Raw genomic sequence first — 15,160 nt, 5'->3', positions numbered from 1 at the left:
ATCTCAGTGTCCTCCCACCTGTGCGTCGGCCACGGCAGACCCCAGGTAGGCCTCCTGTACGCGTGGATTGGCACGTACGGCCGAAGGCGTGTCAAACGCAATCACCTCGCCATACACCACCACGGCAATTTTGTCAGCCAGGCCAAACACCACCCCCATGTCATGCTCAACGGTCAGCAGGGTCTTGCCCACGGTCACCTCTTTGATCAGATCGACGAAACGCCCCGTCTCGCTCTTGCTCATGCCAGCGGTTGGCTCGTCCAGCAGGATCACATTGGCACCGCCGCCGATGGTCACGCCTATTTCGAGCGCGCGCTGCTCGGCGTAGGTCAAGTTCATGGCGAGCACATCGCGTTTCCTGTCCAACTTGATCATGGCCATCAGCTCTTCAGCACGCTGGTTGGCGTCGTGCAGGTTCACCAAAAATTTGAGGAACGTGTACTTGTAGCCCAAGCTCCAAAGTACGCCACAGCGCAGGTTCTCAAACACGCTGAGCTTGGGGAAGATGTTGGTGATTTGGAAGCTGCGTGACAGGCCCAGGCGGTTGATCTCGAAGGGCTTTTTGTCGTTGATGCGCTGGCCAAACAACAGCACGTCACCGCTACTGGCCCCAAAACGCCCACTGATCAAGTTAAACAATGTGGATTTGCCAGCACCATTCGGTCCAATGATGGCAACGCGCTCGCCAGCCTGCACGGTCAGGTTGACTCCTCGGATGATTTCCGATTTGCCGAAACTCTTGCGCAGGTCGCGCAGCTCCAGCGCCGGGGTTGGCTGGGGGGTTGCGTTCACGCTGCGTCCCTCCGCTGAATCTCGTGTTCGATCTCATCCTGGATCTGGCTCCAGTCACGGCCGAACTGGCGACGCACCAACTCGAACAAGGTTGAGCCGGTCAGCAAAAGCAGGAGCGAACCGCCCCAGCTGTTGATACTGGTTGCGTTGAGTGCGACGCCCAAAAAGCGCAGTTCCGAACCCAAGGCCGCATTGAGCTGCTGGTGGTAAACCATCTCGACCATGGCGCCAGCACCGGCCAGTGCCAGCAGCGCGGTACCCGCCAGGCCCAGGTAACCGACCCACAGCCGCCCCAGCTTTCCGAACGTGGCCACCCGCAGGTTCATCATGATCAGGCTGGCAAGTCCGCCAGGGGCGTACATCACCATGAACAAAAAGATCAGCCCCAGATACAACAACCAGGCCTTGGTGAACTCACTCAGCAACACAAAAGCCAACACCATGAGCACGGCACCCAAAATGGGCCCAAAAAAGAAGGTGGCGCCGCCCAGAAAGGTAAACAGCAAATAGGCACCAGAACGCGCAGCCCCCACCACCTCAGCCGTGACGATTTCAAAGTTCAGCGCCGCCAGGCCGCCCGATAATCCGGCAAAAAAGCCGGCAATGATGAAGGCCGTGTAGCGGATGCGCTGCGGGTTGTAGCCAATGAACTCCACCCGCTCGGGGTTGTCACGCACGGCGTTGAGCATGCGGCCCAGCGGCGTGCCGGTGAAGGCAAACATGGCAGCTACCGCCACAAAGGTGTAGGCGGCAATCAGGTAGTAGACCTGTACCGCGGGCGCAAAGCTAATGCCGAAGAAGGGCTGCCCCACCACGCGGTTGGCCGAAATCCCCGCCTCACCGCCAAAGAACTCGGAAAACATCAGCGACATGGCAAAAACAAGTTCTGCCATGCCCAGGGTAATCATGGCAAAGGTGGTGCCCGATTTGCGGGTGGTGACATAACCCAGCAGTGCGGCAAAGCCCATGCCGGCCAAGCCGCCCACAAGAGGTATCACGCTCACCGGAATGGGCCAAGTGCCTGCACCTACCGCATTGAGGGCGTGGATGGCCATGTACGAGCCCAGGCCGGTATAGACCGCATGCCCGAAGCTGAGCATGCCCCCCTGCCCCAGCAATATGTTGTACGACAGACAGGCAATGATGGCGATGCCCATTTGCGATAGCATGGTGATGGACAGGCCGCTGGTGAACACCCGGGGTGACACCAGCAGCAGCAGGGCAAAAAGTCCCCAGACCGCGATGCGGCCCAGCGGGAGAGAACGGAGTGCGCGATGGCGTGTGTCGGCTTGCATGTGATTCAGCCCTCCCGCGTGCCAAGCAATCCCTTGGGCCTGAATATCAGGATCAAGACCAAAAACAGGTAGGGCAAGATAGGCGCAACCTGGGCAATGGTGAGTTTGGCGACCGAGTTGTTGCGCAGCGCGTCACCCACCTGAACGCCCAGATGCGGCAACACATCGAGCAGCGCGTAGTCAAACGCCACCGCAAAGGTTTGGATCACGCCGATGAGCAGCGAAGCCAGAAAGGCACCAGAGAGTGACCCCATGCCGCCCACCACCACCACCACAAAAATAACCGACCCCACCGTGGCGGCCATGGCGGGCTCGGTCACGAAGGTGCTGCCACCAATGACCCCCGCCAGGCCCGCCAGGCCGGTGCCCACGCCAAACACCAGCATGAACACCCGGGGCACGTTGTGACCCAAGGACTCCACCATCTCGGGATGGGTCAACGCGGCCTGGATGACCAGGCCGATGCGGGTCCGCGTGAGCATGAGCCATAGCGCCAGCAGCATCAGCAGCGCAATGACCATCATGAAGCCACGCGTCATAGGGAACGGCGAGCAAACCACACGCACGGCTGCATCCACAACGTTGCACATCCCGGCCGGCGCGGCGCCCCATACCAGTTGCAAACCATCCACCGCATGGTTGACCAATGTGAAAGCAGGGCCCTGCAATGAGGCCGGTGGCTTGAACTCCAGAGCCGTGCGACCCCAGATGAGCTGCACCAGTTCCAGCAGGATGTAGGAGAGGCCAAAGGTAACCAGCAGCTCTGGCACATGGCCAAACTTGTGGACCTTGCGCAGCGCCAGACGCTCAAAAGCGGCGCCCAGGATACCGACGCCCAGGGGGGCAAGCACCAGCGCAGGCCAGAAGCCAACCCAATTAGAGACGGTGTAGCCCAGGTACGCGCCCACCATGTAAAAACTGGCATGCGCAAAGTTGAGCACACCCATCATGCTGAGGATCAGCGTCAAACCGGCACTGAGCATGAAGAGCAAGAGCCCGTAGCTCAAGCCGTTCAGCATGGAAATGATGAAAAACTCCATCCGGCAAACACCCTTTCATCGCCTTCCCCGGATCTGGGGAACGCGATGATCGCATGACTACCGCCCGGCCCCGCCGGGGTCAGAGCGTAGGCAAGCGGTAGTCCTTGAGAAGTTCTCGCAGCTTGCTCTTCTGCATCTTGCCCGTGCCGCCCAGCGGAATGGCATCTACAAACACCACATCATCTGGCACCTGCCACTTGGCGGTTTTGCCTTCGTAAAAGGCCAGCAGCTCCTCACGCGAGACCTCACTGCCTGGTTTCTTGACCACCGCAATGATGGGGCGTTCATCCCATTTGGGATGCTTCATGCCGATGCAAGCCGCCATCGCCACGGCCGGGTGGGCCATGGCGATGTTTTCCACATCAATCGAGCTGATCCACTCGCCACCAGACTTGATCACGTCCTTGCTGCGGTCCGTGATTTGCATATAGCCGTCGGGGTCAATCGTGGCCACGTCGCCTGTGGGAAACCAGCCGTCCACCAACGGCGAGCGCCCCTCTCCTTTGAAGTAGTCGCTGATGATCCACGGACCTTTGACCAGCAGGTCGCCATAGGCCTTGCCGTCCCAGGGCAATTCCTTGCCCGCGTCGTCAACGATCTTCATGTCCACACCATAGATACCGCGGCCCTGCTTGAGGCGCACCTTCATCTTGTCTTCGGGCGACAGGGGCAGGTGCTTGTTTTTGAGCGTGCATACCGTACCCAGAGGCGACATTTCGGTCATGCCCCATGCGTGCAGCACTTCCACACCGTAGACGTCGTTGAACGCCGCAATCATGGCTGGCGGGCAGGCCGAACCACCAATCACCGTACGCTTGAGGGTAGAGAACTTGAGGTTGGCGGCCTGCATGTGGCCCAGCATCATTTGCCACACCGTGGGCACGCCGGCCGCAAAGCTGACCTTCTCAGACTCGATCAGCTCGAAAATGGACTTGCCATCCATCGCTGGACCGGGGAACACCAGCTTGGCGCCCGTCATGGCGGCAGAGTAAGGCAGCCCCCAGGCATTGACGTGGAACATGGGCACCACGGGCAGCACGCTGTCGCGCGCGCTCATGTTCAGTGCATCGGGCAGCGCCCCCGAGAACGCATGCAGGATGGTGGAGCGGTGGCTGTAGAGCGCCGCCTTGGGGTTGCCAGTGGTGCCACTGGTGTAGCACATGCTCGATGCCGAATTCTCGTCAAACTCGGGCCAGGTGTATTGCTCGGGTTGGCTGCCCATCCAGGCTTCGTAGCTCTGCAAACCGGGGATGCCGGTGTCGGCAGGCAGCTTGTCGGCATCGCACAAGGCAATCCAGTGCTTCACCGTGGTGCAGCGGCTGTGCACGGCCTTGATGATGGGCAGAAAGGTCATGTCAAAACACAGCACCTGGTCTTCTGCGTGGTTGGCAATCCAGGCAATCTGGTCTGGGTGCAGGCGCGGGTTCAGGGTATGCAGCACGCGGCCCGACCCGCTTACGCCAAAGTACAGCTCCAGGTGGCGATAGCCGTTCCAGGCCAGCGTGGCCACGCGATCGCTGAAAGCCAAGTCCATCTGGTCCAATGCATTAGCCACTTTGCGTGCACGTGCTGCCACTTCCTTGTACGTGGTGCGGTGAATATCCCCCTCCACGCGTCGCGATACCACTTCGCCTTCGCCATGGTGGCGCTCCGCAAAATCGATGAGGGTAGAAATCAGCAATTGCTGGCTTTGCATCAAACCTAACATGGGGTCACCTCTGGAATTATTCGAATGTTCGCCACGCGCCACGACGGCTGTCGCCAACGCGTCGCCGCATGGTAATCCCAGCAAGCCCCTGAAAAAGGCCTGCATTAGTCATATGCGGGACAATTCAGCCATGCCTATTCCGTCACATCAGGGTGACCCGCTGGATGTGGGACTGCCTTGGGTCAATCGCTTTGCCACGCTGGGCGATGACTTTTATACTGCCCTCTCCCCCACCCCTTTGCCCGCCCCCTACTGGGTGGGCCGCAGCGCGGGTGCCGCACAGGCTTGGGGGCTGGATCCGCAATGGCTGCAATCGGACGATGCCCTACAAGCCTTCACCGGTAACCGCACGCTGGCAGGCGGTCTTTCCTTGGCCAGTGTCTACAGCGGCCACCAGTTCGGCCAATGGGCAGGTCAACTGGGCGATGGCCGTGCGATTCTGTTGGGCGAGACACCGGGTTGGGAAGTCCAGCTCAAGGGCGCGGGACTGACACCGTTTTCCCGCATGGGCGACGGGCGCGCGGTTCTGCGCAGCAGCATCCGCGAATTTTTGGGCAGCGAGGCGATGCACGGCCTGGGCATCCCGACCTCTCGGGCACTCTGCGTCACGGGTTCTGACGTGCCGGTGCGCCGCGAAGAAATCGAGACTGCCGCTGTGGTAACGCGGCTGGCGCCCAGCTTCATCCGCTTTGGCCACTTCGAACACTTCTGCCACCACGGGCACCACGACCAGCTCAAGGTGCTGGTCGACTTTGTCATTGACCACCACTATCCTGCCTGCCGCACCGATGCGCGCTGGGGTGGCAACCCTTACGTGTCGCTGCTGGCCGCAGTGACCGAGCGCACCGCGCAGATGGTGGCGCAGTGGCAGGCCGTGGGCTTTTGCCACGGCGTGATGAACACGGACAACATGAGCATCCTGGGGCTGACCATCGACTACGGCCCCTTCCAGTTCATGGACGCCTACGACCCCGGCCACATCTGCAACCACTCGGACCACCAGGGCCGCTACGCCTTTTACAAACAGCCCAATGTGGCGTACTGGAACCTGTTTTGCCTGGGCCAGGCCCTTATACCGCTGATTGCCGAACAAGAGCAGGCGATTGCGGCGCTGGAGACCTTCAAGGCCATCTACCCGCTGGCATTTGCCCGGCGCATGGCGGCCAAGCTCGGTTTTGCCGATCTGCAGGAGGCGCACCGCCCCCTGACCGAAGATATTCTGAAGCTGCTGGCGGCCGACAAGGTGGTCTTCACCATCTTCTGGCGCCGCCTGAGCCACTGGGCGCGTGCGCAGCGTGCGGACGACGATTCGGTACGCGATCTGTTCCTCGATCGGGCCGGGTTCGATGCCTGGTTGCTATCATATTCGGAGCTTCTTGCGCAGACAGAACAAGGGCTGGCGGCCGATTTGATGCTTAAAACCAACCCCAGGTACGTACTGCGGAACCACTTGGGCGAAGAAGCCATCCAAGCCGCCAAGCGCAAAGATTTCACCGTGGTGGCCAACCTGTTGCAAGTTTTGGAGCGCCCGTTCGACGAACACCCTGAGCATGCCGCCTGGGCGGATTTTCCGCCGGATTGGGCATCTCACATCGCCATCAGCTGTAGTTCATAAGGATGCATATGACCTTTCCTATTCAGAAAACCGATGCCGAATGGCAAGCCGTGCTGGCCGAGAAAGGCGCCGAGCCCGTGGCCTTTCAGGTCACCCGCCACGCCGCGACCGAGCGCCCCTTCACCGGCAAGTACGAGCGCCAGTGGGCCGACGGCAGCTACCACTGCATCTGCTGCGGTAATACGCTGTTCAGCTCCGACACCAAGTTCGACGCCCACTGCGGCTGGCCCAGCTTCTCGCTGGCGGTGCCCGGTGCCATCACCGAAATCACTGACCGCAGCCACGGCATGGTGCGCGTGGAAACGGTGTGCAGCCAGTGCGGCGCGCACCTGGGCCATGTGTTCGAAGACGGCCCCACAGACACCGGCTTGCGCTACTGCATGAACTCTGCCTCGCTACACTTCACGCCTGCATGAAAACCTTTCTCGATTTTTTCCCCATCCTGCTGTTCGTCGGCGCGTACAAGTTTTATGACATCTATGTCGCCACAGCGGTGCTGATGGGCGCCACCGTACTGCAAATGGCGGTGATTTATGCCATGGACCGCAAGCTCCAAGTCATGCACAAAATCACGCTGGTGCTGATTTTGGGCTTTGGTGCCATGACCCTCGCCTTGCATGACGACCGCTTTATCAAGTGGAAACCTACAGTGCTTTACACAGTGATGGGCATTGCTCTTGCCGTAGCGGTATGGGGCATGAAAAAAAACTTCCTCAAGCTGCTGCTGGGTAGCCAGCTGGAACTTCCCGATCCCATCTGGCACAAGCTGAATGTGGCGTGGATTATTTACACCCTGTTCATGGCAGCGATAAATGCCTATGTCGTGATGTACTTCAGCACTGAAACGTGGGTGAACTTCAAGCTTTGGGGCTATGTGTTCCCGCTGGTGTTCATCGTTGGCCAAGGCTTTTACATATCACCCTATCTCAAGGGTGACGAAGCGTCCCAGGACAAACCCGCACCATGACCGCCACGCCCACCGCAGCCCACCTGCAGGCGCGCCTGCAAGACAAGCTGGCCCCCACCCGCTTGGAAGTGCTGGACGAGAGCTACCAACACGCAGGCCATGCTGGCGCCAACGACACGGGCGTCGGCACCCATTTTCGGGTGCGCATCGCTTCACATTTGTTTACAGGTAAGAGCCGCGTAGCGCGCCATCGCCTTGTGTATGATGCGCTGCAAGATTTCATTGATCAGGGCCTGCACGCCCTGGCCATTGAGGCCGAAGACTCGCCCTCTGGCAGCACCACTTCCAATTGATACAAGCATCCCTGAAGGAACCGGTATGAAGAAGCACATTTTGTCCGCCCTGGCCGCTGCCGCGCTGTTGAGCGCCGCCTCGGTCTCCATGGCGCAGAACATCGCCATCGTGAACGGCAAGGCCGTTCCCAAAGCCCGCGTGGATGCCTTGGCCGAACAAGTGAAGCGCTCTGGCCGTCCCGTGACGCCCGAGATGCAGGGCCAGCTGAAGGAAGAAATCATCGCGCGCGAAATTTTTGTGCAGGAAGCCCAGGCTCGCGGTCTGGACGCTACCGACGACTACAAAAACCAGCTCGATCTGACCCGCCAATCCATCCTGATCCGCGAGTTGTTCTCTGACTTCCAGAAGAAGAACCCCGTGACAGACGAAGAAATCAAGGCTGAATACGATAAGTTTGCTGCTGCCAACGCTGGCAAGGAATACCGTGCCCGTCACATCTTGGTGGAAAAGGAAGACCAGGCCAAGGCCATCATTGCCCGCTTGAAGAAAGGCGCCAAGTTTGAAGACATCGCCAAAAAAGAATCCAAAGACCCAGGCTCCGGTGCCAATGGTGGTGACCTGGATTGGGCCAACCCCAGCAACTACGTGAAAGAGTTTTCCGACGCACTGGTGGCACTTGCCAAGGGCAAAACCACCGAAACGCCGGTGAAGTCGCAGTTTGGTTACCACATCATTCGCCTGGAAGACATCCGCGAAAGCCAGCTGCCCAAGCTGGACGAAGTGAAGCCACAGATTGCACAACAGCTGCAACAGCAAAAGATGAGCAAGTTCCAGGAAGACCTGCGCGCCAAAGCCAAGGTGGAATAACTAAGCTTTCAATACTTAGTGCTTGAAGGTAAAAGCGCGGCTTAGGCCGCGCTTTTTCGTTGCACCGCAGTTTTCATGAGCCGTAAACCCGATCTCAGCCACCCGGATAACCAGCAATTGGTGCGCCAGCACAGCCCATTGGTTGGCAAAATTGCGCGTTCCTTGGCCCACGGCATGCCGCCCAATGTCATGAATGAAGATTTGGTGCAGGACGGCATGCTGGGCTTGATCGACGCCATCATCCGCACCACCCGGGAGACATCGGGCGCCGAATTTGAGCACTATCTGGCCCAACGCGCCCGCGGTGCCATGCTCGACGGCCTACGGGCCCTGGATCCCGCCACACGCCAAGTACGCCGCAGCATGCGCAAGGTGGAGCACACCCTGCAGCAGTTGGGCCACCAACTGGGTCGCGCCCCGGCCGAGGGTGAAGTTGCCAAGGCCATGGACATGGCTCTTGAAGATTACCGGCAATTGCTGCAACAGGCGCACGGCTACTTGCTAGTTTCCTTGGATGATTTGACTGAACACGCCGACATGCGCGGCTACCTGGAGCAATGTGCCGGAAGCGACACGGACCCGCTGGTGCTCCTGGAGCGCGCTGTGTTTCGCAGAGCCTTGGCAACCAGCCTGCGCGCACTCAGTGCCCAAATGCAGGAATTGCTCAACCTGTATTACGTGGAAGAACAAAAGATGCACGAAATTGGCACGCGCATGGGACTGAGCGAATCACGCGTCTCCCAGCTCCACGCCAGTGCCATCGCTGGTTTGCGGGCCCGGCTGCTGGATGCAGAACAAAGCCAGCAGCTGCTGCAGCCGCGGCGCGTACCGCGTTAGGCCAACAGCCAGATCAGCGCTAGCAGCACTGGCTGGTGCAGCATGTAGTAACTCAAGCTCCAAGTTCCCAGCCATGCCAAAGGGCGCAAGGCGGGGAAAGGCATCCAGCGTGGGGCTGTAGCCTGTTGGCGCAACCACCATTGGGTGGCGGCCACGCCCCACCACATGACGCCCAGCCAAGGCACCAGCGGAACGTAGTCTTCAGTAATAGGCTTGGCGCTGATGAAGCCCAGCCAGTTGAGGGCTCTTTCATTGAAGAAAGTGGCTATCCAGCCAGCATCCATTGCGCGAGCAGCTATGTATTTCATAGCAACCATCAACCCGCCAAGCCACCAGAGCCAATGTCCCCAATGCGCCGTGAGGCGCACCACAATCAACATCACCGCCATGCCGTGCAGCACCCCAAAGTAAATGTAGCTGTTGGGAAACATCAGGGCAGAACCCGCGGTGACCAGCAACGCACACCCGGCAATCTGGGCCCACCGCCGCCAGAAGTGCGACCAGCTTTGCCCGTGTTGCAAGGCAAAGGCCTGTCCGGCCCCGGCACAAAACAGAAACATGCCCAGGATCAGTGTGCGTTGCCACGTCCAGAGAGGGTCCCCATAAAAATCCTGCCGGATCAGGCCTGCGTTGTTCAAATCAAAGCAGAGGTGGTAAGCCGTCATCCACACCATGGCCAACCCGCGCAGCACATCCACCGCCGGGTAGCGTTGCGACGTCATGGATGCGCCCTGCGGTAATGGGCCGCCCCCCAAAGGCTCAACACCACCCCAAAGACGGCACACACCAATACGCCCAAGGCCAGGCCGAGTCCTCCCATGCTGCTGATAGACAGCGCAAAACAAGGCGGGCCCAAGGTCGATCCGAGGTTTCCCATTTGTGCTACGGCGCCGTTGGCGCGGGCCTGCTGGGCTGGCTCCTTGTTCAAGAACGGGATCAACGCAAACGAACTCCCCCCAGAGAGCCCAGCTGCAAACATGAGAACCAGGGCCACCGGAGCCACCCACCAGCCTGCCCACAGCCCCAGCCCCCAAACCATGCCGCTCAGGCCCACCGAAACGAAAGCCCAGCGCGCCAAACGCAAAGGCGAGATCCAGTACTGCGCAATCCATCCGGAGCAAAACGTACCCGCAACCCCCATCAACGGTAAGCTGGCGGCGAGCCAGGCACGATCCGCCCCACCCTGCTGGGGCAAAAAGGTCAGCAGCGCAACGGCCATGCCGGTGTACCCAAGAAAACACAGGCCCGGTAGCGCAGTGGTCCAGCAGGTGTAGATATGCACGTGTTGGCGAAGCAAGGCCTTCAGGTGCATGGGAAGCTGGTGCCAGCCGATTGCATCTGAGGTGCGTTTTCTTGGTGCATCAGGCGCCAGCAGGAGAGCCACCGCCAGCGCAGCTATGGCCAAACCCAGCGCATGGACATGAAACAAAGCCGCAAGCCCAAAGTTGTCAATAAAAGGCAGCCCCGCAGCGCCAGTGATGGCAAATGCCACCCCGACAAAGGTGCTCCACAGTCCCATGGCAATGGCCCGGTGTTGAGGTGCCGCACTGGCCGCCATAAGCGTAGGGGCAGCTACCACCACAGCGAGGTGGGAGGCCCCCTCCAGCGCCCGGCTAACCCAAAACCAGGGCAAGGGCAAAAGAAACGACTGGGAAAATGCCAGAACTGCACCCAAGCCCAAGCCACCCACCAGCAAGCGCCGGTAACCCACCCGCGGTGCGAGCAAGCCCATGGTGACCCCGAGCAGCAAACCCACCATGCCCACAGTAGACAACACCCACCCCATACTGGCTGCACTGGCCGCGTAGTGGTTTTGCAATTCAACAAAAGCTACCGCAATCTTGGCAAACTGCATGGCTGCCAAAATGCCGCTGAACCATAGCACCGCAACACGAGGCCAATGGGTGGAAGGAGGTGTAGTCGAGACTGGGGCCATGGGAAGCGCCGCAGTGTACCGCTTGGGGTGAGACGCTGGGATAATCGCAGCCATGTCTTTGCAAGATTTCCAACTCGAACTGCTGGCGCCTGCCCGCACGGCTGACATCGGTATCGAAGCCGTGAACCACGGTGCCGATGCGGTCTACATCGGCGGCCCCGGCTTTGGCGCCCGGTCGAGTGCCGACAACAGCCTCGCCGACATCGCACGCTTGGTGCAGCATGCGCACCGCTTCAACAGCCGCATCTTCGTCACCATGAACACCATCCTGCGGGATGACGAGCTGGAGCCTGCACGCACGCAGGCTTGGCAGCTGTATGAAGCCGGTGTGGATGCGCTGATCGTGCAAGACATGGGGCTGCTTGCCATCGACATGCCGCCTTTGCAGCTCCATGCCAGTACGCAAACAGACATCCGCACGCCTGAGAAAGCACGCTTCTTGCAGGACGTAGGGCTCTCACAAATCGTCCTGGCGCGTGAGCTCACCACCAAGCAGATCGCCGCTATTCGCGCTGCCACCGATCCGGAAAAGTGCACCCTGGAATTCTTCATCCACGGGGCACTCTGCGTAGCCTACAGCGGCCAGTGCTATATCAGCGCCGCCCACACCGGGCGCAGTGCCAACCGGGGGGAATGCAGCCAAGCCTGTCGCCTGCCCTACCAGGTGGTGGATGACAAGGGCCGTTTTGTGGCGCATGACAAGCATGTGCTGTCCATGAAGGACAACAACCAGAGCGAGAACCTGGCCGCCTTGGTGGACGCGGGTATTCGCAGCTTCAAGATCGAAGGGCGCTACAAGGACATGGGCTATGTGAAAAACATCACCGCCCACTACCGCAAGCTGCTGGACCAGCTGATCGAAGACCGCCAGTTCTCGGACCAACCCTTGGCCCGAAGCAGCAGCGGCACCACCACCTTCACCTTCGAGCCCGACCCCAACCAGAACTTCAACCGCGAGTTCACCGACTACTTTGTGCAGGGCCGCCGAATCGACATCGGGGCTTTCGACACCCCAAAAAACCCTGGCCAGCCCATTGGCTACGTCACCAAGGTCAATGCCGACAGCGTGGAGTTGGAGCTGACGGACCGCAGCAAGGCCCTCAGCAATGGCGACGGCCTGTGCTACTACGACCTGCAAAAAGAACTGGAGGGCTTGGCCATCAACCGCGCCGAACCCATCAACGCGCCCAAGGGCCTGTGGCGCGTGTTCCCCAAGGACCCCCTGCCCGGCTTCAAAGACCTGCGCAAAGGCGTGGAGGTAAACCGCAACCGCGATGTGAACTGGACCCGCACGCTCGACAAGAAAAGCAGCGACCGCCGCATTGGCATCTGGGCCGTGTTGGCTGAAACACCGGACGGCATTGCGCTCACCCTGACCGACGAAGACGGCTTCACCGCCACCGCCCGCACCACCTTGCCCTTGGAGCGGGCCAAGGATGCGGCCACAGTGATGGATACGCTCAAGGACAGTGTCAGCAAAATGGGCACTACCATTTTTGCGGCGCTGGATGTGCAAGTGCAGTTCACCCAGCCCTGGTTTGTGCCGGCCTCAGTACTCAACCCGCTACGCCGCGAGGCCGTGGAGGCGCTGGAGCGCGCCCGTGCTGCCGGCTTCCAGCGCCTGCTGCCCGCCACGCCGGTGGAGCCCCCCGTGGCCTACCCGGAAGACACGCTGAGCTACCTGGCCAACGTCTTCAACCAGGCCGCGCATGGTTTTTATGCCAAGCACGGCGTCAAAGTCATTGCCCCGGCTTACGAGGCAGTGGAAGAGTTGGGCGAGGTGAGCCTGATGATCACCAAACATTGCGTGCGCTTCAGCTTGAGCCTCTGCCCCAAGCAGGCCAAGGGCGTGACCGGCGTGCAGGGTCAGGTGAAAGCCGAGCCGCTACAGCTCATCAACGGCAAAGAAAAACTCACCCTGCGTTTTGACTGCAAACCCTGCGAGATGCATGTGGTTGGCAAGATGAAGACCAGTGTGGCCAACCAGAGCCGCAAGGAACTGCTGGAGGCTGCGCAAGGGGTGCCCATGACGTTTCACAAGACCCGGCCAGCTCGGCAGGAGTTTGGGCACTGATTTTTTTGGGCTGTGTTGTGGTTTTTCGTTCGTTGCACCGCTTTTTTTGACACCCACTCCCCCAGCCCCTCGCCCCGTCGGCGAGGGGAGCCCTAACAGCCATATTTTTTGAGGGCGCTCCGGCTACCGGGGCGCAGAAGTAGCGCTGCCAATGAGTGGGTGCGCTACGGCCCTGGCCAACGGTTGTAGTCAATGCCAACAAGGTGGCGCGGAGCCACTGGCGGACACAGCCGCCAGCCGTGCCGCACAAACATCTCCGAGGTATTCACAACCGCAGGCGTGGGCCGTGGCGCGAGCTGACAGTGGCAACCTCCCGCTTGTAGCCCGCATCCGGCGTACAAAAGCAAGATATGGCTGTTAAAAGCTCCCCTCGCCGACGGGGCGAGGGGCTGGGGGAGTGGGTGTTTAAAAAAGCGGTCTAACCCCAGCAAACACCGAGCAAAAGAACTCAGGGCTCAGTAGACAACAAGCGCCAAGCCAACCGCAACCCCAACCAGGCATTCCCAATGGCAAACACCCCGATAACCAAGCTGGCCAGCGGGGTGAGTGGGTAGGTTTGCACGATCCACATCAACGCTGTGGACAGTGCATTGAGCACCACCATGAGCCAGAACGCAGGCTTGCGTGGCTGGAACAGGCGGCGCCAGCGGATCACGCGACTTCCGTGATGAACTGATCGCGGGGGCGGCGCACCTTCTTCAGGTTTTGGAGCCAGTCGCCTTCGTCGGCGCGGTAGCCCAGAGGCAGAATCGCCACGCTGCGCAGGCCACGGGCTTGCAATCCCAAGATCTCGTCTAGCGCCTTAGGGTCAAAGCCTTCCATGGGCGTCGCATCCACCTGTTCTTCGGCTGCTGCAATCAGGGCGGTACCTAGGCCAATGTAGGCTTGGCGTGCGGCGTGCTGGTAATTCACCTCGGCATCGCGCTGGGGATACATGCCCAGCAGCATCTGGCGGTAGTTTTCCCAGCCTTCGTTCTTGAAACCACGCTCGGTGTTCACCAAGTCAAACATGGTGTTGATACGCTCGACGGTGTAGTTGTCCCAGGCGGCAAACACCAACAGGTGCGAGGCGTCAGTAATCTGTTCCTGGTTCCATGCGATGGGCTTGATTTGTTCACGCACCGCTTTGTTGGTCACCACAAACACCTCAAAAGGCTGCAAGCCGCTGGAGGTGGCAGTCAGGCGAATGGCTTCCAGAATGCGCTCCACCTTGTCTTGCGGCACCACTTTGCTGGGGTTGAACTTCTTGGTGGCGTAGCGCCATTGCAGTTTGCTGATCAGATCGGACATAGTGCGTCACACGGTTTGGTTACTAAGGGCATAGAGTTTGGGGGGCTTTGCCCAATTGCAAGACCGGACACCGCAATTCACGGAGTCCACCACCCCGCATTCCCGAGCGCCGCACCCCAGCGCCCGAAAAGTGCTAACAATCTGCTTTGCTGAGAATCAGCCCGCCATACACCATGCTGCCCACCGCCAAGGCAGGCAGGTTGTACAGCCAACGCTCGCGGCGCGCAGCCCCAGAGGCAAGTGCCAGAAATTCTGCCACACCCAAGCCCAAACGCTGCGCCAAAAGGTAAGACACCAACAAGCCCGCCACACCGGCCGCGATGAACCAACCACCCACGCCTGCTTGCAGCAAGTGCGCGTCGCCCCAGAGCCAGTCCCAGGCAAACATCACACCGCCCAACACCATGGCAAGCGCCCACCAGGAGATAGTGGTGTAAGCCCCCAAACCCGCTACCGCTGCGGCCGGAACCAGGTAGGAAAAGCGTCGGATGGCGGCCAGTTCCAC

Annotated in this window: 16 protein-coding genes; 7 read left to right on the top strand and 9 right to left on the bottom strand. The window is 60.1% G+C overall.

What is annotated here, in order from left to right; translation table 11 throughout:
- Positions 1–3 precede the first annotated feature (3 nt).
- From U5O12_RS14035 to U5O12_RS14020, 4 genes are all read right to left on the bottom strand, one after another.
- Positions 4–792 (bottom strand): ABC transporter ATP-binding protein, encoded by a 789-nt coding sequence (locus U5O12_RS14035; protein WP_322579241.1) that lies wholly within the window; start codon positions 790–792, stop codon positions 4–6.
- Complete coding sequence (locus tag U5O12_RS14030) at positions 789–2,087, bottom strand: branched-chain amino acid ABC transporter permease (protein ID WP_322579240.1); 1,299 nt, start codon at positions 2,085–2,087, stop codon at positions 789–791. Before U5O12_RS14030 ends, U5O12_RS14035 begins: the two co-directional genes overlap by 4 nt.
- A gap of 5 nt (positions 2,088–2,092) precedes the next feature.
- Positions 2,093–3,127 carry a branched-chain amino acid ABC transporter permease gene (locus tag U5O12_RS14025; RefSeq protein ID WP_322579239.1) on the bottom strand — a complete coding sequence of 345 codons (1,035 nt, stop codon included), beginning with the start codon at positions 3,125–3,127 and terminating at the stop codon, positions 2,093–2,095.
- Positions 3,128–3,206: 79 nt separating this feature from the next.
- Positions 3,207–4,835 (bottom strand): 3-(methylthio)propionyl-CoA ligase, encoded by a 1,629-nt coding sequence (locus U5O12_RS14020; RefSeq protein WP_322579238.1) that lies wholly within the window; start codon positions 4,833–4,835, stop codon positions 3,207–3,209.
- Between the two features lie 130 nt (positions 4,836–4,965).
- Between U5O12_RS14020 and U5O12_RS14015 the strand changes: the two genes are divergently transcribed.
- The 6 genes from U5O12_RS14015 to U5O12_RS13990 all read left to right on the top strand — a co-directional run bounded on the left by U5O12_RS14015 (position 4,966) and on the right by U5O12_RS13990 (position 9,355).
- On the top strand, positions 4,966–6,450 hold the full coding sequence (locus U5O12_RS14015; protein ID WP_322579237.1) for a protein adenylyltransferase SelO: 1,485 nt from the start codon (positions 4,966–4,968) through the stop codon (positions 6,448–6,450).
- Between the two features lie 8 nt (positions 6,451–6,458).
- On the top strand, positions 6,459–6,866 hold the full coding sequence (gene msrB, locus U5O12_RS14010; protein ID WP_322579236.1) for a peptide-methionine (R)-S-oxide reductase MsrB: 408 nt from the start codon (positions 6,459–6,461) through the stop codon (positions 6,864–6,866).
- The gene (locus U5O12_RS14005) at positions 6,863–7,417 is read left to right on the top strand and encodes a septation protein A (RefSeq protein ID WP_322579235.1); all 555 of its coding nucleotides are present in this window, start codon (positions 6,863–6,865) and stop codon (positions 7,415–7,417) included. The genes msrB and U5O12_RS14005 overlap by 4 nt, the downstream gene beginning before the upstream one ends.
- A complete protein-coding gene (locus U5O12_RS14000) occupies positions 7,414–7,710 on the top strand; it encodes a BolA family protein (protein ID WP_322579234.1) in 297 nt (98 codons plus the stop codon). Before U5O12_RS14005 ends, U5O12_RS14000 begins: the two co-directional genes overlap by 4 nt.
- A 25-nt stretch (positions 7,711–7,735) precedes the next feature.
- Entirely contained in the window at positions 7,736–8,518 is a 783-nt protein-coding gene (locus tag U5O12_RS13995; RefSeq protein WP_322579233.1) for a peptidylprolyl isomerase, read from the top strand.
- 75 nt (positions 8,519–8,593) lie between these two features.
- Positions 8,594–9,355, top strand: coding sequence for a FliA/WhiG family RNA polymerase sigma factor (locus U5O12_RS13990; RefSeq protein ID WP_322579232.1), 762 nt, complete (start codon positions 8,594–8,596; stop codon positions 9,353–9,355).
- On the opposite strand, the gene U5O12_RS13985 is transcribed toward U5O12_RS13990, so the two are convergent.
- Positions 9,352–10,077 carry a heparan-alpha-glucosaminide N-acetyltransferase gene (locus U5O12_RS13985; RefSeq protein WP_322579231.1) on the bottom strand — a complete coding sequence of 242 codons (726 nt, stop codon included), beginning with the start codon at positions 10,075–10,077 and terminating at the stop codon, positions 9,352–9,354. The genes U5O12_RS13990 and U5O12_RS13985 overlap by 4 nt on opposite strands.
- Positions 10,074–11,291, bottom strand: a complete 1,218-nt coding sequence (locus tag U5O12_RS13980; RefSeq protein ID WP_322579230.1) for an MFS transporter — start codon at positions 11,289–11,291, stop codon at positions 10,074–10,076. Before U5O12_RS13980 ends, U5O12_RS13985 begins: the two co-directional genes overlap by 4 nt.
- A 52-nt stretch (positions 11,292–11,343) precedes the next feature.
- Here U5O12_RS13980 and U5O12_RS13975 point away from each other — a divergent pair, with 52 nt between their 5' ends.
- Entirely contained in the window at positions 11,344–13,365 is a 2,022-nt protein-coding gene (locus U5O12_RS13975) for a U32 family peptidase (protein WP_322579229.1), read from the top strand.
- A 448-nt stretch (positions 13,366–13,813) separates the two neighbouring features.
- Here U5O12_RS13975 and U5O12_RS13970 read toward each other — a convergent pair whose 3' ends face one another.
- The 3 genes from U5O12_RS13970 to U5O12_RS13960 all read right to left on the bottom strand — a co-directional run bounded on the left by U5O12_RS13970 (position 13,814) and on the right by U5O12_RS13960 (position 15,160).
- On the bottom strand, positions 13,814–14,020 hold the full coding sequence (locus U5O12_RS13970; protein WP_322579228.1) for a hypothetical protein: 207 nt from the start codon (positions 14,018–14,020) through the stop codon (positions 13,814–13,816).
- The gene (locus U5O12_RS13965) at positions 14,017–14,655 is read right to left on the bottom strand and encodes an NAD(P)H-dependent oxidoreductase (RefSeq protein ID WP_322579227.1); all 639 of its coding nucleotides are present in this window, start codon (positions 14,653–14,655) and stop codon (positions 14,017–14,019) included. Before U5O12_RS13965 ends, U5O12_RS13970 begins: the two co-directional genes overlap by 4 nt.
- Positions 14,656–14,788: 133 nt before the next feature.
- Entirely contained in the window at positions 14,789–15,160 is a 372-nt protein-coding gene (locus U5O12_RS13960) for a hypothetical protein (RefSeq protein ID WP_322579226.1), read from the bottom strand.

The sequence above is a fragment of the Rhodoferax sp. genome, from assembly GCF_034519335.1.
Lineage (GTDB): Bacteria > Pseudomonadota > Gammaproteobacteria > Burkholderiales > Burkholderiaceae_C > Allorhodoferax.
The sequence above is the reverse complement of the archived record's forward strand: the minus strand, read 5'-3'. Positions and strand labels throughout refer to the sequence as shown.

Excerpts from the sequence above, each read along its gene's own strand:
- U5O12_RS13985 (WP_322579231.1), bottom strand. The coding sequence starts at position 10,077 with ATGACGTCGCAACGCTACCCGGCGGTGGATGTGCTGCGCGGGTTGGCC.
- U5O12_RS13965 (WP_322579227.1), bottom strand. The coding sequence starts at position 14,655 with ATGTCCGATCTGATCAGCAAACTGCAATGGCGCTACGCCACCAAGAAG.
- U5O12_RS14020 (WP_322579238.1), bottom strand. The coding sequence starts at position 4,835 with ATGTTAGGTTTGATGCAAAGCCAGCAATTGCTGATTTCTACCCTCATC.
- U5O12_RS13980 (WP_322579230.1), bottom strand. The coding sequence starts at position 11,291 with ATGGCCCCAGTCTCGACTACACCTCCTTCCACCCATTGGCCTCGTGTT.
- U5O12_RS14030 (WP_322579240.1), bottom strand. The coding sequence starts at position 2,087 with ATGCAAGCCGACACACGCCATCGCGCACTCCGTTCTCTCCCGCTGGGC.
- U5O12_RS14025 (WP_322579239.1), bottom strand. The coding sequence starts at position 3,127 with ATGGAGTTTTTCATCATTTCCATGCTGAACGGCTTGAGCTACGGGCTC.
- U5O12_RS14015 (WP_322579237.1), top strand. The coding sequence starts at position 4,966 with ATGCCTATTCCGTCACATCAGGGTGACCCGCTGGATGTGGGACTGCCT.
- U5O12_RS13995 (WP_322579233.1), top strand. The coding sequence starts at position 7,736 with ATGAAGAAGCACATTTTGTCCGCCCTGGCCGCTGCCGCGCTGTTGAGC.
- U5O12_RS14005 (WP_322579235.1), top strand. The coding sequence starts at position 6,863 with ATGAAAACCTTTCTCGATTTTTTCCCCATCCTGCTGTTCGTCGGCGCG.
- U5O12_RS14000 (WP_322579234.1), top strand. The coding sequence starts at position 7,414 with ATGACCGCCACGCCCACCGCAGCCCACCTGCAGGCGCGCCTGCAAGAC.
- U5O12_RS13990 (WP_322579232.1), top strand. The coding sequence starts at position 8,594 with ATGAGCCGTAAACCCGATCTCAGCCACCCGGATAACCAGCAATTGGTG.
- msrB (WP_322579236.1), top strand. The coding sequence starts at position 6,459 with ATGACCTTTCCTATTCAGAAAACCGATGCCGAATGGCAAGCCGTGCTG.
- U5O12_RS13975 (WP_322579229.1), top strand. The coding sequence starts at position 11,344 with ATGTCTTTGCAAGATTTCCAACTCGAACTGCTGGCGCCTGCCCGCACG.